20 protein-coding genes are annotated in these 22,153 nt (G+C 46.5%); 7 read left to right on the top strand and 13 right to left on the bottom strand.

Annotation, left to right across the window (positions count from 1 at the left end):
* Positions 1-31: 31 nt before the first annotated feature.
* From ACQEXS_RS09175 to ACQEXS_RS09120, 12 genes are all read right to left on the bottom strand, one after another.
* On the bottom strand, positions 32-1,489 hold the full coding sequence (locus tag ACQEXS_RS09175) for a hypothetical protein (protein WP_427013608.1): 1,458 nt from the start codon (positions 1,487-1,489) through the stop codon (positions 32-34).
* Positions 1,479-2,141 (bottom strand): hypothetical protein, encoded by a 663-nt coding sequence (locus ACQEXS_RS09170; RefSeq protein WP_427010379.1) that lies wholly within the window; start codon positions 2,139-2,141, stop codon positions 1,479-1,481. The genes ACQEXS_RS09175 and ACQEXS_RS09170 overlap by 11 nt, the downstream gene beginning before the upstream one ends.
* Positions 2,135-2,581 carry a TadE/TadG family type IV pilus assembly protein gene (locus tag ACQEXS_RS09165; RefSeq protein ID WP_427013607.1) on the bottom strand — a complete coding sequence of 149 codons (447 nt, stop codon included), beginning with the start codon at positions 2,579-2,581 and terminating at the stop codon, positions 2,135-2,137. Before ACQEXS_RS09165 ends, ACQEXS_RS09170 begins: the two co-directional genes overlap by 7 nt.
* The gene (locus tag ACQEXS_RS09160) at positions 2,581-3,300 is read right to left on the bottom strand and encodes a tetratricopeptide repeat protein (protein ID WP_427013606.1); all 720 of its coding nucleotides are present in this window, start codon (positions 3,298-3,300) and stop codon (positions 2,581-2,583) included. The genes ACQEXS_RS09165 and ACQEXS_RS09160 overlap by 1 nt, the downstream gene beginning before the upstream one ends.
* 10 nt (positions 3,301-3,310) lie before the next feature.
* Positions 3,311-4,207, bottom strand: coding sequence for a type II secretion system F family protein (locus tag ACQEXS_RS09155; RefSeq protein WP_427013605.1), 897 nt, complete (start codon positions 4,205-4,207; stop codon positions 3,311-3,313).
* 1 nt (position 4,208) lies between these two features.
* A complete protein-coding gene (locus ACQEXS_RS09150; protein ID WP_427013604.1) occupies positions 4,209-5,081 on the bottom strand; it encodes a type II secretion system F family protein in 873 nt (290 codons plus the stop codon).
* The gene (locus ACQEXS_RS09145; protein ID WP_427013603.1) at positions 5,078-6,376 is read right to left on the bottom strand and encodes a CpaF family protein; all 1,299 of its coding nucleotides are present in this window, start codon (positions 6,374-6,376) and stop codon (positions 5,078-5,080) included. The genes ACQEXS_RS09150 and ACQEXS_RS09145 overlap by 4 nt, the downstream gene beginning before the upstream one ends.
* On the bottom strand, positions 6,376-7,551 hold the full coding sequence (locus tag ACQEXS_RS09140) for an AAA family ATPase (RefSeq protein ID WP_427013602.1): 1,176 nt from the start codon (positions 7,549-7,551) through the stop codon (positions 6,376-6,378). Before ACQEXS_RS09140 ends, ACQEXS_RS09145 begins: the two co-directional genes overlap by 1 nt.
* Positions 7,552-7,553: 2 nt before the next feature.
* Positions 7,554-8,126, bottom strand: coding sequence for a CpaD family pilus assembly lipoprotein (locus ACQEXS_RS09135; RefSeq protein ID WP_427013601.1), 573 nt, complete (start codon positions 8,124-8,126; stop codon positions 7,554-7,556).
* A gap of 51 nt (positions 8,127-8,177) precedes the next feature.
* Positions 8,178-9,638, bottom strand: a complete 1,461-nt coding sequence (locus tag ACQEXS_RS09130) for a type II and III secretion system protein family protein (RefSeq protein ID WP_427013600.1) — start codon at positions 9,636-9,638, stop codon at positions 8,178-8,180.
* Positions 9,639-9,657: 19 nt separating this feature from the next.
* Complete coding sequence (gene cpaB / locus ACQEXS_RS09125; protein WP_427010386.1) at positions 9,658-10,551, bottom strand: Flp pilus assembly protein CpaB; 894 nt, start codon at positions 10,549-10,551, stop codon at positions 9,658-9,660.
* Between the two features lie 162 nt (positions 10,552-10,713).
* Entirely contained in the window at positions 10,714-10,917 is a 204-nt protein-coding gene (locus ACQEXS_RS09120) for a Flp family type IVb pilin (RefSeq protein WP_367989396.1), read from the bottom strand.
* Positions 10,918-11,177: 260 nt separating this feature from the next.
* Here ACQEXS_RS09120 and ACQEXS_RS09115 point away from each other — a divergent pair, with 260 nt between their 5' ends.
* On the top strand, positions 11,178-14,678 hold the full coding sequence (locus tag ACQEXS_RS09115) for a hypothetical protein (RefSeq protein WP_427013599.1): 3,501 nt from the start codon (positions 11,178-11,180) through the stop codon (positions 14,676-14,678).
* Positions 14,679-14,756: 78 nt separating this feature from the next.
* Here the strand turns inward: ACQEXS_RS09115 and ACQEXS_RS09110 are convergent, their stop codons facing one another.
* Positions 14,757-15,632, bottom strand: coding sequence for an NAD(P)-dependent oxidoreductase (locus ACQEXS_RS09110; RefSeq protein ID WP_427013598.1), 876 nt, complete (start codon positions 15,630-15,632; stop codon positions 14,757-14,759).
* 335 nt (positions 15,633-15,967) lie between these two features.
* Here ACQEXS_RS09110 and ACQEXS_RS09105 point away from each other — a divergent pair, with 335 nt between their 5' ends.
* From ACQEXS_RS09105 to gntR, 6 genes are all read left to right on the top strand, one after another.
* Positions 15,968-16,984 (top strand): TRAP transporter substrate-binding protein, encoded by a 1,017-nt coding sequence (locus ACQEXS_RS09105; protein ID WP_427013597.1) that lies wholly within the window; start codon positions 15,968-15,970, stop codon positions 16,982-16,984.
* 52 nt (positions 16,985-17,036) lie between these two features.
* Positions 17,037-17,588: a TRAP transporter small permease subunit gene (locus ACQEXS_RS09100; RefSeq protein ID WP_427010390.1), complete on the top strand. Its 552-nt coding sequence runs from the start codon at positions 17,037-17,039 to the stop codon at positions 17,586-17,588.
* Positions 17,581-18,900, top strand: coding sequence for a TRAP transporter large permease (locus ACQEXS_RS09095; RefSeq protein ID WP_427013596.1), 1,320 nt, complete (start codon positions 17,581-17,583; stop codon positions 18,898-18,900). Before ACQEXS_RS09100 ends, ACQEXS_RS09095 begins: the two co-directional genes overlap by 8 nt.
* 67 nt (positions 18,901-18,967) lie before the next feature.
* On the top strand, positions 18,968-19,468 hold the full coding sequence (locus tag ACQEXS_RS09090; RefSeq protein WP_427013595.1) for a gluconokinase: 501 nt from the start codon (positions 18,968-18,970) through the stop codon (positions 19,466-19,468).
* Positions 19,465-20,952 carry an NADP-dependent phosphogluconate dehydrogenase gene (gene gndA, locus ACQEXS_RS09085; protein WP_427013594.1) on the top strand — a complete coding sequence of 496 codons (1,488 nt, stop codon included), beginning with the start codon at positions 19,465-19,467 and terminating at the stop codon, positions 20,950-20,952. Before ACQEXS_RS09090 ends, gndA begins: the two co-directional genes overlap by 4 nt.
* A 93-nt stretch (positions 20,953-21,045) precedes the next feature.
* Complete coding sequence (gene gntR, locus ACQEXS_RS09080; protein ID WP_427013593.1) at positions 21,046-22,047, top strand: gluconate operon transcriptional repressor GntR; 1,002 nt, start codon at positions 21,046-21,048, stop codon at positions 22,045-22,047.
* Positions 22,048-22,153 lie beyond the last annotated feature (106 nt).

The raw sequence follows: 22,153 nt of genomic DNA, 5'->3' as shown, positions 1-22,153 counted from the left end.
TTACTAACACAAACCCCGTTGAATAGGTTTGTTATAAGTACCGAGTCTTATATTGCCGTATTCCTAGCCGGGCAAAAAAGAGCTTAAGAGCCGCCAAATCATCCCCTTTGACATAGAAATAACTGCCACCCGTCACATCAGTACACCAACGATATATTTGGCGCTCTTTCATCGAAATACCTTGGTCAAACAAAACCATATCAAATCGAATACCGTTATCTGCCAATGCACGGCATGTGCCATTCATAAAACGCTCAAAGTCGTTATCAGTTAACCCTTTATTGTTTGCTCCGTCGGTAAACAAGATAAGGCGTTTGCTTGGCTCTTCAAGTTCAAAACCGGGCTCTTCCCATACAGATGCTCGCCAGCGTTCATCAAACAAACGCCATCCCCATATAATGCCTTCATCTCCGCCTGTGGTGTGTGTCGCGTAATATCGCTCTGCTACATTTTTGAGAGATGCCGTTTTACCGCTGATCTCATGCAAGGTCATTGCAGGACATCCACCCGGCGTTTCGATGTATGGCAGTGCAGGATTCAGTGGAAACGACATCGCCTGCGTCACCGGCAGTAAGTGTCGCGGGATAGTGCCATTCGCTCGCTTGATCTCGTCACTCAATCCCGGCTCAGAGTCATGCTCGTCGGGATGATAAACCATCAAATCAAATCCTTCGCGAGCATTTCTGGGTAAATTCAATACCGTACTTACGCGATTCAAATTGACTGGTTTTCTTTTGACACACGCACCATTTCGTCGACCTTCCACACCACTAAAATGGAGAAAGTCTTGCTCATAACCATATTTGCGTGCAACTGGTGATAAAGAAGCAGGTATACGCCTCGATTCAGGCGTAATCAGACGATCTTGATAGCGCTGACCAACATTGACATTCGCCGAGTAAGGCACGAGACCAATATGGTGATCTTTTGCCAACTCCTGTTCGCCCGTCAGTGAATCAATAAAATCCGTCAATATGCCGGGCATCAGCTGTGAAGGCTTTTGACCCCCACCAATTTTATCGGACATCGAGCGCGAAGCATCGAGGGCAAGCACGGTCTCGGTCACGGGGTACTCCCGAACAAGACGCCGCTCAACAGCGACATTCAATTGCGGCACGAAACTCAGCACTGGTGCGATGGAATCCTCTAAGGTTAAACTCAGCTCCTGCGCATAGCCTAGTGGGCTTAAGGCTAAGTTAACTTGACTGGTTCTGCGCAATTCTTCACTACGTATACCTATCGGCATATTGTAGATAGCAAATGTTTTGCTCAGATATTGCCCTTCTTGCTCATCAACTGCCAGTCCTTCCCGCGCAACCAAAGCCAATGCGCCATCAGCAGCATGACTGAGCCGTGTATAAAGAGTCGCATACCTTGTTGTACTCACACTTAAGAAGAACAACACCATAATGATGATCAGGCTCGCCAACATTAACAATGATGCACTACCTTGCTGCGACTTGCTCTTAAAACCTGCTTTAGTCTTCAATGTAATCACCGTTATACCAATAGCGCCTCAAATTCATCGAGTCAGCGAACAGTTCTTTATTTAATTTGTCTTTCATCAACCATGCCGATAGCGAGCCAGCCAACGCACTGCTCTCGATACACATCGCCACATAGACAAACTGATGATGCGCTCGATTTTTCAATGTTACTTCACTGGTCGTAAGTGGATTCGTCAGATAGCTCGCGATCCGCACACCACCGGGAACGACAACCGGAGATAAGTCACAGTTACCACTGCCCAAAACTTCAGACTTTGCGTACTCCTGACTATTTGGAATTCCCGGATCACTAATAAACTCAAATCGCATCGCAAACTGGTTAGCATCATCAAGCCCTAAGGTTTTTTCCGCAACGGCCATCAAGAAATCACTGGTAGAAGATTGCGGACAAGCATCAAATCGCAGATCCGCCTTTGTCGTACCACAAAGCAATTGCTCAAATCGCGTATTGCTTTCGTTTTCCGGGGGAATATCTGCCGCCAATGCGCCAACGGTCGTCACCGCAAGATGCAGCCGATCTTGTATCTTAAACAGCCGAGTCACATCGACTGCCGCCCACACAATCATCAAAATCAGCAGTACAAACACCAAGGTTTCGACCGCTGCACCGCTTTGTCGTGAGCGAGTTACCATTTGCTCACCTCAAAATCAGGTTCGTTTCGTACAACCATTACACTTTCATGTTGCCAAAGTCCTTTTCCCGAACCTTGTAATAAAGGAATGATAGGTTGATATTCGTAAACCAAACTGTACTCCACTATGTGTTGAGGAACCCCCTTACCAAACGAGCACATATTCGCCAGATAGTGCACCATGGTTTCACATGCTTTACTGGTTAAGGAAACATCTTCACCGTCTATAAACTGCTGCTGCGAAAAGTACTTCTCTTTAAGCTTGGATAAAGGGGGGCTATGTAAGGTTCGGCTCTCATACACCAATTCTCGAAAGCGGAGGTCCACAATACTGCTGGTCAGCGTAAACCGCCCTACTTCAATGGCTAAGAAGATGGTTGAAAACAGGATCAGAAACGTCAATACAAACTCGACCGAATAACTGCCTTGTTGACGTTGCATTACGGCTTCCTCAATTGCTCTAACTGCGCGGCAAATTGATCGATTTCTAAAGGCGTCGAATAACGTTCTAAAGTACGTTTAGCCTCTTCATCATCCCCTTGTAACAGGATCACCATGGCATTGAGGGCATCGTAATTTTTGTTACGATAACCAAGCTCAAACAACGTATTCAGCTCCGACTCAGCTTGCTGATACTTTCCTGCAAGCAAGTACGAATAAACCAGATTTTTCCTAAGACGAACACTCATTGGTTTGTGCTGAAGCCCTTGTTGATACAGAGCTTGCGCTTCGATATGTCGCTGCTGATAATCCAGTGCAACGCCTTTCAAATTGAGCCATTCACTGGTGTTTGGCGTCTCAGGCATAAAAGCGAGTGCTTGCTCTGGCTTCATCAGACGTAGCTGCGTTTTAGCCTGCCACAAGTTACCTTGCTCTCGAAGCTCTGACTGCTCAGGGATTTGGTTCAAGTGAAGCTGAGCTTTTAACCACTCTTTTTGTTGATAATACAAACGCCCCAATGCCAAGTTAACCTCGTCACCGGGCCACTTGTTGTATACGCGCTGATAAATAGTCAAAGCAGCACTTAGCTGACCGTTTTCTTCAGATAGCTGAGCAATATTGAGCTGCGCTTCTACATCTTCAGCGATGTCAGTTTGCTGCGGTTGTTGTGTACATGCAGTACATAAGATCATAGCCATAAGCAGTATTAATTTGTTCATTTTTAGTCTCTTAAGAAAGGGCTTCCATCAAACCAATCATGGCTGGGGCCGCAATGAGAAACAGCGTGGGAAATAACACCAATAGGATTAGCGGCAGTCCCATCTTGGCCGGAACTTTCGCCGCCTGCTCTTCCATGCTGAGCAATCGAGTTTGCCGAGTGTCTGAGGCAACAACACGCAAGGTTTTCGCAATCGAAGAACCGTAGTTCAGTGCCTGATGTAAGGTGGTGGCTAGAATTTTAAGCTCTTCAACCTGAGTTCGGTTGGCAAGGTTATTCAATGCCATGCTTCTATCAGGCAAAAGTTTCAGCTCATCAACCACCAATGCGACTTCGTCACTCAATTCTGGGCAAATGGTCCGCATTTTCTTTGCCACTTTATCCAACGCGTCATCCAAGCCCGCACCAGATTCGGCGCAAATGACCAACATATCCATCATATCTGGACAATACTGGCTAAGTCGGCTTTGGCGGGTTTCACCGCAAACCGCTATTGCTTTTTCAACCAGCACACCTAAACCAAACACAATCATCACGGCAATTAACGTATTTTTACCACCCATCAGCTCAGGTCTGACGGCAAACACCATCGCACTAACAGCCAGCCCAATGACAACGGCACCGAATTTTGCAACCAAAAACAACGGCAACGCTTCCGGTTTAAAGTAACCAGCCCTAAGTAGCAGCAGTTTAAGTTGCGCTCTGTCTTTCTCTGAAACAAGGTATTGTTCCAACCAATGACCAACTCGCTTTGCGGCTTGTTGCAGCTTTACACGTCCAATACGACGAGGCGTAGACGTTGACAAAACCAACTGCTTTCGCGTTTGAAAGCGTCGGGCTGCCCATTGCTGCTCAGCAAACAATAAGAGGAGCACTGCCACCAACCCAACGAAAAGAAATACGTTCACGTTAACCAACCTTAGTGAGGCGTTTAATGATCAGTAAACCTGAAATGATACTGACCACGGCATACAACAAGATCTGCTGACCCGCTTCGTTTTGCAGCAAAAATTCAAGCTGTTCTGGTTGTTTAAAAAACTGCATGGTCAGCAAAACAATGGGAATGCCAGTGACAACTCGCGCTGCGGTTCTCGGCTCTGCTGTGAGTGCCAGTACTTTTTTATTCAGCTTGTGCTTTTCACGTAGGCTGTGGGAAAGGTTCGTCAGTACTTCAACCAAAGGCCCACCCGTTTCCGCATTTAGGCTCAAAATCGCCGTAAAATAGCGATAACTTTCGCTATCAACACGCGCGGATGAATCGCTTAGTGCTTGCTGGAAAGGCACGCCAAGCACAATGGCATCATGCAACTTGTTAAACTCATCTCCCAGATGACCATCAAATGCATTCGCAACACTACGAATAGAACGCTCCATCGGAACACCAGCGGCTATCGCTCTGGCAAACACATCCACCGCTTCTGGTAAGTGGGCTTCTATCGCTTCTATCTTTAGCTGTTTCAGTTTATGTGACTGGATCAGCGCAACCCCACGATAAACAACTGGAACAACCAATACCGACACCCACCAAAGATGAAACCCATTCCAACACAAATAGCTCATGCCAATGCTGGATATGGCCGGAATGAGTTGAACATGCTTAGCTACCCATTGACTGAGATGACGAGCCACCTTCGACGACGAGGAGTGAACGCTAACATGACTGTAAACTCCTAAATGGCGTTCTGCTCGGCGCTTTACTAACCCTTGCTTTTGTCGATTCTGCCTTTGCTCCAAAAACAAAATGAGTAAGATGGTTGCCAACACAATCGCTGCCAACATCATGACTCGACTCCTTTTAGAAGTTGTTCAACCGTCTTAAATAGACCTGCTGCCTTTAACTTAAGCACCTTACAGCTTTGTGTTTTTGGCTGTGCGTAGTAACCGCTGATTACTTCGCTTTCTTCGTCATGATCGTGGACAAATTCGAACAGAGTGTTGAGCTTAATCTGACCATCAACACAGCCATTGGTCTCGCTAATCTGCGTGATACGGCGCTTGCCATCTCTGCCACGTTCGATTTGCACAATCACATCAATGGATGCTGCGATTTGCTTTCGAACCAGATCAGAGCTGAGTTTCGCCTGACTCAGGCTCAACATATTCTCCAAACGGATCAAAGCATCATTCGGTGTATTCGCGTGGACCGTTGATAGGGAACCATCGTGCCCGGTATTCATGGCTTGCAGCATGTCGAATACTTCTTCACCACGAACTTCCCCAAGCAAAATGCGATCGGGCCGCATCCGAAGGGCGTTTTTGACCAAATCCGTTTGCGTCACTTCCCCCGAGCCTTCCACACTCGCGGCCCGTGTTTCTAAGCTGATCACATGAGGCTGTTTAAGTTGAATCTCGGCGGCATCTTCAATGGTGATGACCCGTTCATTTGCACCAATAAACTCAGATAGCGCGTTCAACAAGGTGGTTTTTCCGGCACCGGTTCCTCCCGATACCAGAATGTTCATTTTCGCTTGTACACTCAGCCCCAACAAGGCTGCCATCGGCTCCGACAAGTTTTCTTGACGTGCCATATCCAGCAGTGACAGTTTGTGCTTAGAGAATTTACGAATGGAGATCACTGTGCCGATGAGAGAAAGAGGCGGCGCAATCACGTTGACTCGACTGCCATCATCTAATCTGGCATCCACCATGGGGGAAGACTCATCAATGCGGCGTCCAACACGACTTGCTACCCGCTGGGCAATATTGTGGACATGTTCTTGATCGCGGAAAGTAATCTCTGTTAACTCCACTTGTCCATAGCGCTCAACATAAACCTGGCTAGGACCGTTCACCATAATATCGGCAACGGAGTCATCATGAAGTAAGGGCTCCAATGGCCCTAACCCACGGATATCGTCCACCAATTCTCGAGTGAGTTGCTGCTGCTCACGCAGGTTCATTGTCACTTTATTATCAAGAGCAATCTGGTTTAGGCTTTCAAAGATCGTATATTCCAGCTCATGCGAAGTCATTTTCAACGCTTCGGATGGATCTAACGACTCCAGCAACTCCTGTCTGGTTCGGTTGATTTGGCGAACACGCACCTCATCGTGTTTTTGCTTTTCAGCGGTAACCATCAGCGACCACCTCCGAACAGCTGCATCCAGCGATTCGCTTTGCGCCCCTTAGCTAAGCCTAAACAATCACGACTCAAGCTTTTCAGTGATTTTGCCCATGGTGAATCCCCCTGAGCAACCACATCGCCCAGCTCGTGGGCCTTGGTCATCAACTTAGCGGCGTGTGGCAATTGATAATCCACCGACACATTAAGTGACTTCTCTAGCTCTTCTTGAGTAAACCAATGGTGATCATCCTTACGTACTGAACTCACAACAATAATCGGGCGAACATGAGGAAAAGCCTCAAGGTGCTTAAGTGCCTTCGCAAGTGAACGGGTGGCATTCAAACTGAGATCCGTCACTAACACGCATACCTTACACAATCGAATAACCTCATCGAGACATGTCACGGATAGGTTGCCGCTATCCCAAATGTGCTGCGTGTAATTTCGATTAGCGTATTCAGCAAGGTTCTTCATCTGATAAGGATGAATGTCGATCATCTGACCAAGTTCTAACGTATCATTAAGCAGCGATAATTTATGACCTGCATCGACTAGACTGCGTTTAAACAGTAAGTCATCCAGTTCTTCAGCATAGGTAAGTACCGAAGACAACTGACCATAATTTTCCTGATTCAGCGCAAGACCGACGGCACCATGAAGAGGATCGCTATCGACGATGAGTGTTTCACGCGCATGGCTGGTTGCAATATCAAACGCCAAATTGGCAGCAATCGTTGTCGTGCCGACGCCTCCTTTCATGCCCCAGATCACAATACCTCTAGCCTCAGTCACCATCGCTTTATTCAGCTGACCAATGCGCTCAATCGTGAGCTTTAATGCGTCATGATCAATCGGCGTCGCAAGATAATCTTTAATGCCAAGATGCAGCAATCGACGATAACTTTCCGTCTCAATCGACTCACCTAACAGCACCACTGCCGTCGTTGGTTTTACGCTTTGCAGCAACTGCCTTGCAAAGTCTTCAACATCAACCTGCGGATCCATTTCAACGATTAAGATGCTTTCTCCACCGGAAACCAACGTTGTCATATCAGGACACGCTTTACTCACCGTCACAGTCGCTGAAATTGGCAGGTCAGTACAATGCTTTTGAAGTTTCTCGCCGTCTTCTTGATTCAATACGAACGCAGCGACCGTCAATGCATGGGATTGAGTAGACAAAGCCATGATTAATTCCCTCCTACTGAAATCGGGGATTCATTCAGCCCCATCACATTGCCGCTCAAATACGCCTGAACTGCACTGGTCGCGCTTACGCTATCGGTTTGTCTCAAGCTCTGGCCTTTTAATAGATCCCGAGGATCTGCGATGGTGGCGACTAAATTCTCCATCGTTGCACATTCCATCTGTGCGCTGTAACGCGTTTTACTGTCACGCAACTCCGGTTTTTGGCCGTTATTGCGACACCCTAAAACCATTGCCACTGCACGATGCAAGGTAACACCTTGAGGAGATGTCACATCATATTGAATGGTCACCGGCACGGAAGCCGGCACCATACGCTTGATCCGACTAGCCAGATCATTGTGCGATTTTTGATGTAAATTGAGCGTGGCGGCCATCACTGACGTATCCATCGTCTTGGTTAACATCGAACGCAACTGCGTGTGTGTGAACGAGTTCATGGCATGAAATTCTGTGGCCACATCCACCACGATTTGAGGCGATTGATAAGGGGCAGATAGTGTATCTTCAAGACCATTCATCGCTTTGCGCTCCAGAGCCGCACACCCTGTCAACACGCTAAATAATGTAGTAATCAAAAATGTTTGACGAAATAACATGTTGGTTCCTTAAAATTCAAAGCCTTGAAATACTTCACTGGCAATCGCAGCTGGCGGTCGTTGATAGTTCTCGATCGGTTTGAGCGTGCGCCCAAAAATCAAGCGCTCAAATGGACTCGCGAGATGTACTTCATCCGTTGGCAAAGCAAGTGGCGTTGCTGCGGGTTCAACCAAGTAAGCACTGGCAATGATCACCAGTTCCGTTTCGTTGTTTTTGAACTTTGAGGACTCAAATAATCGACCCAACACAGGAATTTGATTTATCCATGGCAGGTGTTGTAGCTCGTCAGACACATTGCGCTTTACAAGCCCAGCCAACGCAAAACTTTGTCCTGATCCCAGCTCGACACTGGTTTCAGCGCGTCGGATATCAAATCCGGATTGAACAACTCCAGCGGTATATACGCTGTTGGCAGCCGATAAATCACTGATTTCTGTTTTTACTTTCAGTGCAATGCGGTTCCCAGACAGAATAGTCGGCGTCACGGCGAGCAAGACACCAAACTGACGGTACTCTATGGTTGGCGCTTCATTCTCACCACCACCGATGACCTGAGGCACTTCTCCCCCGGCAAGAAATGATGCCGTTTCGCCACTGGTTGCAGTTAAGTTGGGCTCAGCTAAAACTGTCACCATGTTCTCTTCAGCCAAAATATCGACCATGCCGACAGCATCACCAATATCCCCTACAATCGGGTTGCCTGGCTTCCAAATCACGTCTCGGCTTAGGCCAAAAGTCAGGTTGTCCAAAGCCGATTTCACGGTGTCGGCCGCGTAGTTCCACTGAAAACCAAAGTTCTCTTTCACCTGTTTGCTTACTTCAGCAATACGCACACGAATATTGACTTGGGTTGGTGTCGAGATGGAGAGGCGGTTAGTAACCAGTTCTAACTTAAAACCACCACTTCCTTCACCCGCACCTATGCCATTTTTTTCCTCGCTGCTTGAATCCGAAGCTTCTTTTTTCGCTTTATCCCCCAGCACACGTTTAAGGTGTTCATTAGTTAACTGCACGGCTTGTGCTGCCGTCACAGCATCAGGAACCGTTCCTGTTAACATCACTCCTTGCCCATGTGCCCGTACGCGAATGTTTGATGTTGGAAACTCTCGCTTCAACATAGGTGTGAGATGTGAAAGATCATAAGCTACCGTGATCGAAGCGGAGTAAATATCATTGCCGTCTTTGTCTAAGACAAATAAGCTGGTCATACCCACTTCACGTCCAAATATCAGCAATGTGTTGGATGTTGGTGCCTGAAAGCTTGCGATATCTGGATCGGAAATAAACACGGTATGAACACGGCGATCAATCGTGATTTTTTTCGCCTTGCCGATAACCAGAGTCAACGCATTGCGAGTCGTTGACACTTCTGCTGCATTTGCCTGCAAAGGCACGATGAGCGTGATCAACGATAATAAAAGTCCCGTCAGCGTAAAGCGCATTGCTTTGCCGACTCTAAAACTCAACATATTTGAATTCCTTGTTAGATTACTCTGCTATGACCTCAACACCGCTGCCTGAAATACTCAGGTTGCGACGTTTCACCCCATGCATCAGCACCATATTTGGGCTATCAATGGGTGCTTTAAACTGTTCCAATACCTGGTTGGCTAATGTCGCCGTTTGTTGGTTTTCATCGTCATAGTCAGAAAACTCGCTACGCAAACTCAAAGACAGCTCACCCATTTTTCTTGCTACTATTAATAACTCTGCTTGTTCCGCGCTGGTTTCTAGCGTAGCGGTGCCGTGTTTTTTAATATCAAAGGCTTCCATATTGGAGAGGTTGTCGACACTTTGGTTGATTGCGAGAACACGGACATTTTTGAGCACGGTTTTGGCGATCAAACCAGACAGTTCACGCCCCGACATGCCATCACCTTCAAGATTGGTACTAAGAATGACATCAACACTGTTTCCCGGAGTGATCAAACCTGAACTCCCGGAAATAACATCAATGGGAATACTAACCGCGCGCATCCCAGGTCGTAAAACAGCGGAGAGATAATTGTGTTCACCGGGTTTGATAAAGTCGGCCTTCTTCAGCACCTTCCCCGTTTCAATATCATGCCTTGCTACAAAGCCGTCCAGCTCATCATTTTCCACCAATCCTTTAAGGAAAAACTGGTTGAGATCACCGGAAAGGTTATCGCTTGGCTGCCATTCAAGATCAGACGAAGAGACGATCGTACCTCGCTTAAGCTTACGTTTTGTTACCAAAAGATAAGCCGTACCCGTGCGATGTTCGACAGGTTCCGATTTAATGTTCACCACCGGAGAGTTAGCACTGGAGGGTACCCCTTGTGCTTGTGATTGAGAATAGAACCACCAGCCAACAACACCAAGGCCAGCAAGTAAACTATAGATTAATGCTCTACTTTTCATTACAAATTCTTACTATAACGTAAACCTAAGCCATCAAAAGCATGAGAAAACACCCCATACATTCCGATGCCTAACTGCTCAGGTTTACTTTGTTTTGCGCTTAGTTACTACGTGACGGTTTGATTGCTCATCAAATCGATCACCTGACGGTAACTTCAGCCATTAATTCCCTTCAGAACCACCACTGGTATTGGCCTCAATCACTTCAGCAACGTTGCTAAATGCATCCGCCAGCACCTGTGTAAACACACCATCTTCTCCCAATACAGCACCGATTACGACAGCGAGACCCGCAGCCAAAATCCCGTACTCAATTGAAGTTACACCACGCTTATTCGATAAAAACAAAGTTATTTTTTTAAACATATTAATTAGTCCGAAATACTTATTTACCACTAAATATTACGATTTCACAAAACCGCTATTGATAATGATAGTAATTATCAATAGTATTCACAACAATTATTTATCAGATCATAATATTAATTTATATAAATAATCCAGCACAAACAGCCACACATAGATCAAAATGCAGGCATTTAATCTATACAGGCAATCGTTCGGATTACTTAACTTTAATCATCAACATCAACAGTTCTCAGGACTTATTTCTCAAGGAAAATAAAATGATTTTTAAGCGTTCGCTCGTTTCTGTAGCTATCGTCGCCACTCTGATGGGATGTGGTGGAGGTGGCGGTGATGAGCCCACTTCTTCCGGTACAGGCACTGGTACTGACAGTGGTTCAACCCCACCAACAGCACCTACTGCACAAAAACAGATAGGTATTTTCACCGATTCCGCTGTCGCGAATCTGGCGTACAAAACCGCATCAACGGAAGGCTTCACCAACCAGAACGGCGAGTTCCAATATTTACCCGGCGAAACCGTAGAGTTCTTTATTGGTGATTTGTCTCTTGGACGCACTGAGGCCGTTGCTGTTGTAACCCCTATCGAATTACCAGCCCCATTAAAAATTAGCCAGCTACTGCAGTCATTTGATAGCGATGGTGACCCTTCAACCAATGGCATTGAAATCCCAGAGTATTTTCACCAAGTTCTGGAAACAAGCAGTGACGGTACGCCCCCAGCGATTGAAGTTAACTGGGATAGTGACGATCTAGCGTTCGAAACCGCGCTCAAAGACATCATCACGACCGCAGAAACTGAAATGCCGGAAGAACAGAAAAAAGGCACGATTAAGTTTGTCGAGATGGCTGATGTAAAAACTCACCTTGAACAGAATGAGTTTATTGTCAGTGCTGGCGGTTTATCGGGTAAAGCTTTTGACCGCTTAGAGGATTGGCAAGAAGATGCGCTTTCCGCCAAAGAAGTATTCCGCCTGCTTAACACATCGGGTGAATTTGAAGGCCTATTGAAACGCGATGTCGACTATACGCACGCATTGGTCATCAGCAATGATGCATTCTCTCTCACTGACACCAAGAATAAAATTCTACAATTCAATGAGTTATATTACTTTAACGCCTTCCCACAGTTATTGAATAATGCAGAAAAACAAACTGAATTTAATGCCTTATTAACCACGTTAAATACTAACCCGCTTGATTTTACTCACCTTACGCCAGAAGACGTAACGCCACTGTTTGTCACCAAGGGCCAATATCTAAACATCCCTTTAACGCTGGAAAAGATTCAAGCTTATGCCACCTTGCAATCACTTGCCGCTGATGCAACCCAAGCGGATCGTGAAACTGTCAATGAAGCACTGAGCCTGATCATTCCGACAATTTCGCTACCCTTTGATGCAAACTATGCTTCCAAAGTCACCTTCACTGACAACAAGTTAGATGTCGACGCAACTATCTCAGCGGTGAACAACGCAAACCGTTTTATTAGCATGGCGTTAGACCGACTCGATAACCCTCGTGCTGTAGCCTACGGATTGCAACAAGCCGGATTCCAAAATCTAGATACTCAGCAAGAATACCCTTTCCGCCAGTTTATTCATGACGGCGAGTTCGTATTTGATGAACTTCAAGCCATGATAGATGGCATCAACGAACTGGCAGCCTATGCGCGCGGTTATGTTTTATGGCCGGATCAAGGCCGATTTGATTCACCAATCACCAGTGTCAACAACCACACCAGTGAGGAATTACAAGCGCTGATACTAGCCGCTGGTTTCAGCATCCCAATGACTCATATCAATGGTCAAGTGGTCGATCACAAGCCTGATCTGATACTGCGCAATCTCAATAATACTCTGGATTTTGCCAATACTCAGCGCAGCTTGAATGCAATCAAAGCGCCGGGTGTAGCGTCACTGAAAGTGAACTACAACCCAATCATCGAAAACAAGTTCCGCCACTACGCACTTCGCAACGATGGCTCTATCGCCCTTTGGGGAGCGAAATGGTTTGACAACAACTGGGAAGATACACGCCCAGAAATCAAGATAATCAATCAAGGTCAATCTCCTGCGGTGCAGATGTTCTCAAATCAATGGTACGGTGCGGCAATTCGTGAAGACGGCTCGGTTATTTTCTGGCATAACCGAAACTTCGATCAGGATGTGACTGTCCCACAAGGCTTAGACGGTAAGAACCCTGCTGTTCATATTGTCGCTAGCCAAAAAGTATTTGCCGCTATCCGCTCTGACGGTTCGGTGGTGACGTTTGGCGATCCTGATTCCGAAGAACTCGATATTTCGAAATACCAAGCTGAGCTTGACGGCTCTAAACACAAAGTCGTGTCACTTCATGCCACCGAAAAAGCATTTGCTGCACTACTGGATAACGGTAAAGTCGTGACATGGGGTAACGTGTCGCCGGCAGATCAAGACAAATTGGAAGTTCAAGTTCCCGGCGAAGACCCGTTTAACCCATCTGGCAGCCAACACTTAAAAGTGAAAGCCATCTATGCCAATGCAGGCGCTTTTGCTGCCATTAAAGGCAACGATTCCGTTATAACATGGGGTGATGTTGCTTTTGGTGCCGATAGTTCTGATCATGCATTGCAACTGGATGGCAGCGTCGCAGTCGTTTCCATTGCACGTACTGAATCTGCATTCGCTGCTCTGCGTTCAGACGGAAAAGTACTGGCGTGGGGAGATGTCACCAATGGTGGTGCAGCAGCTTATAACAAAAAAGATCTTCCTGACTTCTTGTTTGAAGATCGTGCAAACAATGTTTACGCATCATGGTTGCTCGAAGCACCTTATGGCGATCCAAATGCACCAGACGGCATTAACTGGGACGAGGTTTACACACAGTTAGTTTATGTTGGTGCAGCGATGCCAGAAGATCCATCGGAGCTGGAATCTGGTGTGGTCAGCATTCACGCTAACCAAGGTAGCTTTACCGCGATTAAGTCAAACGGTAAACATCAAGCTTGGGGCCAAGATACGTATTTCCCAACTGCGATTCAAACCGAACTAGCCGCGCAGCCAATCAAACGCATATTTGCCGATGAACATATTTTTGTCGCTGAAATGAAAGACGGCTCATTAGTTCAATGGGGTCGTGAGTTTGGCCAGCTTGATTACTATGGCAACCCATACGGAACATCAATACCTACCGCAAAGCTCAATGGCGATATCAAGGTTAAAGACGTCAAAATTGAATCCAGTACCATTGCTGCATTACTAAACAACGGTTCAGTTGTACAGTGGGGTGTCCGTGGACTTGATATCATCTCAAGCTACGACATTACTGGCAAACCAACACCAGACATTCAACTGCCTGAAAACTGGTTTAACGGTACGTTAGAAAGTAAGAAGGCGGTAGCGATTTACAAAGCCGAAGGTGGTTTTTCAACTCTGAATGCAGACGGTTCAGTTACAACTTGGGGCAACAACAACGACAACCACAACTCATTATTTGCAGCGCGCGAGCTTGGGCCAAACACCAATGGCGTTCGCTACCCACAAACGCATGATAAAGATAGTGATGGATTGATGTCTGACAAAGAACGTCAGTTGGGTACGTCACCATTCTCACGCGATAGTGACTTCGATGGCGTCGACGACGGCACGGAAGTCAATCAGTTAGCAAGCGATCCGAAAAGCATCAAAACACTTGATGTAGAAACTGGGGAGCTCCGTAAGGATGATCAACTGCAAGTGGTTGATGGAGAGGCCCAACCAGCAAGCTGGTTGAAACTGTAAAACGAACTGAGGGTTTAGCATGTCGCTAAACCCTCTTTTGATTCAATGGTTCTAAACCAAACAAGTACCTTTAACTCATCAATCTTGCTTTAATGATTTGATCAAAACAGACGTATCCATTCTGCCAAGCCCTTCTTTTTGCAACTGAGCATATTGTTCATCAACTTGTTTGGTTAATGGTAGTGCAATGCCCGCTTTTTCGGCTTCTTGTAGGCAAAAGCCTAAGTCTTTACGCATCCAATCAATAGCAAAACCAAAATCAAATTTGTCTTGTGACATAGTCACCGCGCGATTCTCCATCTGCCATGAACCCGCCGCTCCGTGTTTGAGCGTCTCAACTACGGTGGGAATATCTAAGCCTGATTGCTGCGCTAAGATAAGCGCTTCGCTCAAACCTTGTAAGATGCCACCAATGCAAATCTGATTAACCATTTTACAGCGCTGGCCTTGACCATTTTTACCAAGCAAAGTGCTTTGTTTCGCATAAACACTCATCACCGGTTCTACAGCAGCAAACACTTCAGACTCACCACCACACATGATGGTCAATACACCATTTTCTGCCCCAGCCTGGCCACCCGATACAGGCGCATCAATAAATTCATTTCGCACTTGACGGCATGCATCCCCCAGCTCCTCAGCCAGTTCTGCGGAAGTTGTCGTATGATCGACCAAGACGGCTCCGGGTTTCAAACCAGCCAATATTCCCTCTTCGCCATAAACCACACTTCGCACGTCGTTATCATTACCCACACAAACAAAAACAACATCACAATCCAAAGCGGCTTCACGAGGCGTATCAGCAGCCTGACCACCATATTGCTCAGCCCATTGTTTTGCTTTAGCTTGAGTACGGTTGTATACCTTGGTCGTGTAACCTGCTTTTTGCAGAAATCCAGCCATCGGATACCCCATGACGCCAAGCCCAATAAAAGCGACTTTTTTCTCCGTCATTGTTGCTCTCCCTCTTTATTATCTTATTAAATTTGCTGACTTTTTATACTATAGCGACTGCCAAGTCTTAATGTCATCTTTTTATTCTGCACGTCACTTAAAATCTATTTTTCGGCAATGAGTGACTTGCGCGCCTGATTGTTACTAATCTACAAATTAATAACATTTATACAATCTTGTGATCATGATCGTAGATAAATACACCGTGTTACCGGTAACATCAACCAAAGTTACCGGTAACATAAAATAATAAGCCGGCCTCACCAAGGAGCAGGTCGCTGCGATTTGGATACGTGAAACTAGGGTCAAATGACCCGTTAAAAAGGACCCCCATCATGAACGCGATGACGAAACCTTTGCTTGCAGCCACCATTGCTGGGCTATTATCAACCTCAGCTTTTGCAGCAGACTTTAAGCTTAAAATCCAATCATCAGATCCATCAGGTGATCTGAACTTTAAGGTTCAGCAAAACTGGGTTGAACGGGTAGAAAAAATGTCTAACGGTCGAATTGATATCGATTTACTGCCTGTCGGTGCTGTCGTTAAACACACAGAGACACTCGGTGCGATCAAACTTGGTGTGCTCGATGGTCAAGTCACTGCAACGGGTTACTTCTCAGGTAAGGATCCCGCGTTTGGCCTTATTGGTAACATGGTTGGCGCATGGTCTGACACCACTCAATTGCTACAGTACATGAACTACGGTGGTGGTAATGAACTCATGACCGAGCTTTACAAGCCGTATGGTGTGAAATTCATTGGCGCTTCTACCACGGGTGTTGAATCCTTCATTTCGAAAAAACCACTTAACGGTGTTGACGACCTTAAAGGGTTAAAACTGCGCGCACCTGAAGGCTTGGTACAGCAAGTCTTTGCGGCAGCAGGCGCAACACCAGTTAACCTACCGGGCTCAGAAGTATTTACTGGTTTGAGCAAAGGCGTAATTGATGCAGCGGATTACACGGTGTTCTCAACCAACCAAAAAGCTGGTATGAACGATATCGCCCCGCATCCAGTTCAGCCGGGCTTCCACTCTCTGCCACTGATCGACATTTCTATCTCGCAAAAGAAATGGGACAAAATGCCGGAAGATCTCCAGTTGATCTTGCAAACGTCAGTGCGTGACTTCTCCTACGACATGACCACTCAGCTTAAGATCGCTGACCAAGCAGCGGTTAAAGAAGCCATGGCAAACCCAGACATCACCATTCATAACTGGTCTGATGAAGAACGTAAGAAGTTCCGTGAAATCGCAAAATCTCAATGGAAAGTGTTTGCTGAGCGTTCACCAAACGCGCAAAAAGTTTACGATTCCGTGACGACCTTCTTAGAGAAAAACGGCCTGTTATAAACCAAGCTCAATAGGAGGGCATTTGCCCTCCTGATGTATGGAAACCACAACTATGTCCAAACCGCATTCTCCAGCAGAACCTGATGAAAAACCCAAAAACGGGCTGGATAGACTGATCATTCGCATCAGTAAGCTTTTAAGTTGGCTGTTTATTCTGATTGTTCTTATCTCTTTTTATGAAGTTGTGATGCGTTATGTGTTCGATGCCCCTACTACTTGGGTACATGAAACCGCGTCTTTCCTTGGTGGCTCATTATTCATCATTGGCGGGATTTACGCGTTCGCTGCAGACAAACACGTTCGAGTTGTGTTGATCTACGATTCCGTTTCCGCTCAAGCGCGGAAATACCTCAATCTCGTCCACCATATTGTTGGGCTCGCCTTTGCTTTGATGCTGGCTTATGCCTCATACACCATGGCGAATGAAGCATGGTTTGCCCCGTGGGGAGAACTGCGCCTTGAAACATCGGGCTCTGTCCTCAATGCACCCTATCCAGCACTACTCAAAGGGCTGATTTTTGTCGCACTGTGCATCTTAGTCGCTCAGTATGTTTTACACCTCGTTCAAGAACTCGCAGGGCTAAGGAAGAATAACGATGTTTGATTTATCTTCTATTGGCATAGCATGGGGCAGCCTACTCATGCTGGTGATGATGATTGCGTTGCTACTAACGGGCATGCAGTTAGCTTTTGTAACAGGCTTCGTCGCCATTTTCTTTACTCTATTTTGGTTTGGGCCAGATGCCCTCCCTCTTATCGCGAGCCGTACGTATAGTTTTGCCTCTGGTTACGTATTTCTTGCTGTACCCATGTTTGTGCTGATGGCCGCATTATTAGACCGCTCAGGCATTGCCAAAGACCTGTTCGATGCCATGAAATCAGTTGGACGTAAAGTCCGTGGCGGCGTCGCCGTTCAAACCTTATTAGTGGCGGTATTGTTGGCCTCGATGAGCGGCGTGATCGGTGGTGAAACCGTGTTGCTTGGTATTCTTGCTTTGCCGCAAATGCTACGTCTTGGTTACAACCGAAAGCTCGCAATCGGCACCACCTGTGCTGGTGGCGCATTAGGCACCATGCTGCCACCAAGCATCGTTCTGATCATCTATGGTATGACGGCCAGTGTCTCAATTGGTGACCTGTTTAAGGCATCTTTCGTTCCTGCCTTTATCCTCGCGGCTTGTTATATCGCTTATGTGCTGATTCGTTGTAAGCTCGATCCTTCACTAGCCCCCATCCCTTCCGACAATGAAGAAGAAGCAACGCAAGCTCAGCCTAGCTATTTTAAAGCGCTGTTCTTCCCGCTGCTTTCAGTTGCTGTGGTATTAGGCAGTATCTATACCGGAGTAGCATCCGTCACTGAAGCTTCGGCATTAGGTGTTGTAGGCATTATGCTCAGTGCCGTGATCCGTGGAGAAATGAACCTTTCTATGCTCAAGGAAAGCGCCATTGCCACCATGCGTACCTGCGGCATGATCATGTGGATTGGTATTGGTGCAAGTGCACTGGTTGGTATTTATAACTTGATGGGCGGTATAGATTTTGTCAAAGAGATCATTCTGGCTCTAAGTGGGGGAAGCCCAATCATCACCCTCCTCATCATGATGGCCATTTTATTGGTACTGGGCATGTTCCTCGACTGGGTTGGTGTGGCGCTATTAACCATGCCGATCTTCGTTCCTATTATTATCAGCCTTGGCTATGACCCTATTTGGTTTGGTGTGGTGTTCTGCCTCAACATGCAGGTGTCTTTTCTGTCACCACCATTTGGCCCTGCCGCTTTCTATCTCAAGTCAGTGGCGCCTAAAGATATTAGTCTTGGTGAGATCTTCAGTTCATTACTGCCATTTATTGCAATGCAGATTTTCGTTTTAAGCCTTGTCATCTTGTTCCCGAACCTTGCCATGTGGTGGCAATAGTCACGATGAGTAACATGATGATTTATTCAGCCTTTCTTGCGTGAAAGGCTAAGGAAAGTTTTGTCCAATGAAACTAAAAAAGATACTAGTGATGGGTGTTTCAGGCTGCGGCAAAAGCTTGATTGGTAGCCAAATTGCCCATGCTCTCGACATGCCATTTTTTGATGGCGATGATTTTCATCCACCCGCTAACGTTGAAAAAATGCGTCAGGGTATTCCACTTAATGATGTAGATCGTCAAGGATGGTTAAAGACACTCAACCAGCTGCTTAAAAATAATCCGACAGCAGTGATCGCGTGCTCTGCCCTCAAACCCGAGTATCGCGCCACCTTGCGAGAAGGAAACCCAGAACTTGTGATTGTTTATCTCAAAGGGAGTTATCACACCATTTGGCAACGCCACCAAAAAAGAGCCAATCACTACTTTAAAGGTGAAGAGATGCTCAAAAGCCAGTTTGCGACCCTCGTTGAGCCAGATGAGTCTGAAGCGCTACATATCGATATTTCGGGCGACGCCGAGCAAGTTCTCACTCAGACCCTTTTGGCACTAAAAGGACATTCCGTATGAGTCACTATGATATCGCCATGATTGGACTTGGTGTGATGGGTAGAAGCCTCGCACTCAATTTGCTTGACCATCAATTTAACGTTGTCGGATATGATATTTCAGCTTCTCATCGGGAGCAGGCATTACATGAGGCAAACCAGCTCAACAGAGGGAAATATTTCTCCGCTGATGACCTAACAGCGGTCTTAAGATCGCTTAACTCTCCACGGATCATTGCACTTTCTGTCCCGGCTGGAACAATTGTCGACCAAGTCATCAACGAGCTCATCGAACATGGCTTAACGTCAGAAGATATCGTCATCGACACGGGCAACAGCCATTGGCAAGATACAGAGCGCCGCGAACGTCATTATCACAACAAACTTCAATTCTTCAGCACTGCGGTTTCAGGCGGAGAACAAGGCGCCCGACACGGCCCATCCATGATGGCCAGTGGCAACCAATCGGCATGGGTGCACATCAAACCCATGTGGGAAGCCATTGCCGCAAAAGTCGATGACTGTGGGCAACCCATTTCAGCGTTTTCTTCAGGTGAGCCATGTGCAGCCTACCTTGGTCCTGCAGGAAGCGGTCATTATGTAAAAATGGTACATAACGGCATCGAATATGCTGATATGCAGCTCATTTGCGAAGCGTACCATTACTTATCGCAAGTACTGATGATGTCGGCAACAGAGATCAGTGCGGTTTTTACTCGCTGGAATCAGGGTATGCTAAACAGCTACTTGTTGGAGATAAGCGCCGATATTCTCGCAACCAAGGACCCAGAAACTGGCACCCCTTTGGTCGAAGTTATTCTGGATAAAGCGCAGCAAAAAGGGACTGGCTTGTGGACGGCAATTAACGCTCTTGAACAAGGCAACCCTGCCACCTGCATCGCACAAGCCGTATTTAGCCGCGCCCAAAGTGGACAAAAATTGATGCGCGAAGCCGCTAGCCAACGCTATGGAAGCAGCATTAGTCACATTGAATCATCCGACAGAGCACTCAAAATTACACAGCTCGAATCTTCGCTCTATTGCGCCAAACTCGTTGCTTACGCTCAAGGGTTTGATCTTATGCGGACCAAATCCGTTCAAGAAGACTGGCAGCTCGATTTTAGCCAAATCGCTAAAATATGGCGTTCCGGCTGTATCATCCGCGCAGGCTTTCTGCATCATATTGCCCTCGCCTACCAGCAAACGCCTCAATTAGATAACCTGCTCTTTGCTGACTATTTTCAAAAGCAATTACAACACCACCTTATGAACTGGCGTCAAATTGTCGCAGATAGTGCTCTCTCTGGCTTACCAATGCCGGGAATCAGTACTGCTCTACAGTACTTTGATACGCTGCGTTGTGACGTGCTCCCTGCTAGCTTATTACAGGCTCAGCGCGATTATTTTGGCTCTCACACATACTCTCGAATAGACCAGCCGGAGCAGAAAAAATATCACCTAACTTGGAGCGAACAACCACGGCACCAACAAGCCATACCAAGCTAAACAAACCATAAACATAAAAAGAATGAGCATTCATGGAATTAGAGGTAACATGTTACCAGTAACACTTAATGTCACTCATCGATACTTACACTTATGGCTTTAAAGAAGAAAAGACCGACATTACAAGATATAGCCGACCGCGTTGGGGTCACCAAAATGACGGTTAGCCGTTGCCTACGTGACCCTGCTTTGGTCTCGGAAGCTTTGAAAGATAAGATCCAACAAGCCGTTGACGAGCTAGGCTACATTCCCAACCGTGCGCCAGATATTCTTTCAAATGCTAAGAGTCATGCCATCGGTGTGTTAGTCCCTTCTTTAACCAACCAAGTGTTTGCCGAAGTGATCCGCGGCATCGAATCAGCGACTGCGCCTGCTGGTTACCAGACGATGATAGCTCACTATGGATACAGTACTGCGTTAGAAGAACAAAGCATCGCCTCGCTGCTTTCTTATAACGTTGATGCCATTATTCTTTCTGAAAACGTGCACACCGATAAATCACATAAAATGTTGCAAACCGCTGGTATTCCGATTGTCGAAATCATGGATGCTTATTCGCCAAGAATCGAGCAAGCTGTAGGGTTCGATAATTATAAGGCGGCCCAAGCAATGACGGAAACCATGCTAAAAAAAGGGTGCAGCAGCGTGGCCTATTTTGCTGCCCGTATGGATGAGCGTACCCGTTTAAAAATGGCAGGCTATCGTGATGCACTCAAAGCTCGCGACATTACTCCGATATCATTGCAAACAGAAGAAGCATCGTCATTCACGTTAGGGGCAAAGTTATTAACTCAGCTGATAGAATCCCATCCTGATGTTAATGGGATTTTCTGTACTAACGATGACTTGGCCATTGGTGCCCTCTATGAATGTCAACGCCGTGGTATTCGGGTTCCGGAACAAATCGCTATCGCGGGTTTTCATGGTCATGATATCAGTCAAGTGATGATCCCTAAGTTAGCCACGGTGATCACTCCAAGAGAAGAAATTGGCAAAGTTGCCGCCCAGCAACTCATTGACAGATTAAAAGGGAATGAGAACTGGCAGCCTTCTATCGATTTGGGTTACCGTATCGAACTGGGCGAAAGTTTATAAACAACTTTCCAAGCAGTGATCGCCATGTACAGTAGAACAGCCACCACCCTCATCTAAGCCCCACGACGTAGCTAAAAGACATGGTAGAGAGTATTCGGTCAGCTGT

Source organism: Vibrio sp. TRT 17S01, assembly GCF_050113695.1.
Lineage (GTDB): Bacteria > Pseudomonadota > Gammaproteobacteria > Enterobacterales > Vibrionaceae > Vibrio.
This window is presented reverse-complemented; position numbering and strand designations above follow the sequence as displayed.

Excerpts from the sequence above, each read along its gene's own strand:
- ACQEXS_RS09170 (WP_427010379.1), bottom strand. The coding sequence starts at position 2,141 with ATGGTAACTCGCTCACGACAAAGCGGTGCAGCGGTCGAAACCTTGGTG.
- ACQEXS_RS09165 (WP_427013607.1), bottom strand. The coding sequence starts at position 2,581 with ATGCAACGTCAACAAGGCAGTTATTCGGTCGAGTTTGTATTGACGTTT.
- ACQEXS_RS09160 (WP_427013606.1), bottom strand. The coding sequence starts at position 3,300 with ATGAACAAATTAATACTGCTTATGGCTATGATCTTATGTACTGCATGT.
- ACQEXS_RS09150 (WP_427013604.1), bottom strand. The coding sequence starts at position 5,081 with ATGATGTTGGCAGCGATTGTGTTGGCAACCATCTTACTCATTTTGTTT.
- ACQEXS_RS09145 (WP_427013603.1), bottom strand. The coding sequence starts at position 6,376 with ATGGTTACCGCTGAAAAGCAAAAACACGATGAGGTGCGTGTTCGCCAA.
- ACQEXS_RS09140 (WP_427013602.1), bottom strand. The coding sequence starts at position 7,551 with ATGGCTTTGTCTACTCAATCCCATGCATTGACGGTCGCTGCGTTCGTA.
- ACQEXS_RS09130 (WP_427013600.1), bottom strand. The coding sequence starts at position 9,638 with ATGTTGAGTTTTAGAGTCGGCAAAGCAATGCGCTTTACGCTGACGGGA.
- cpaB (WP_427010386.1), bottom strand. The coding sequence starts at position 10,551 with ATGAAAAGTAGAGCATTAATCTATAGTTTACTTGCTGGCCTTGGTGTT.
- ACQEXS_RS09120 (WP_367989396.1), bottom strand. The coding sequence starts at position 10,917 with ATGTTTAAAAAAATAACTTTGTTTTTATCGAATAAGCGTGGTGTAACT.
- ACQEXS_RS09115 (WP_427013599.1), top strand. The coding sequence starts at position 11,178 with ATGATTTTTAAGCGTTCGCTCGTTTCTGTAGCTATCGTCGCCACTCTG.
- ACQEXS_RS09110 (WP_427013598.1), bottom strand. The coding sequence starts at position 15,632 with ATGACGGAGAAAAAAGTCGCTTTTATTGGGCTTGGCGTCATGGGGTAT.
- ACQEXS_RS09105 (WP_427013597.1), top strand. The coding sequence starts at position 15,968 with ATGAACGCGATGACGAAACCTTTGCTTGCAGCCACCATTGCTGGGCTA.
- ACQEXS_RS09100 (WP_427010390.1), top strand. The coding sequence starts at position 17,037 with ATGTCCAAACCGCATTCTCCAGCAGAACCTGATGAAAAACCCAAAAAC.
- ACQEXS_RS09095 (WP_427013596.1), top strand. The coding sequence starts at position 17,581 with ATGTTTGATTTATCTTCTATTGGCATAGCATGGGGCAGCCTACTCATG.
- ACQEXS_RS09090 (WP_427013595.1), top strand. The coding sequence starts at position 18,968 with ATGAAACTAAAAAAGATACTAGTGATGGGTGTTTCAGGCTGCGGCAAA.
- gndA (WP_427013594.1), top strand. The coding sequence starts at position 19,465 with ATGAGTCACTATGATATCGCCATGATTGGACTTGGTGTGATGGGTAGA.
- gntR (WP_427013593.1), top strand. The coding sequence starts at position 21,046 with ATGGCTTTAAAGAAGAAAAGACCGACATTACAAGATATAGCCGACCGC.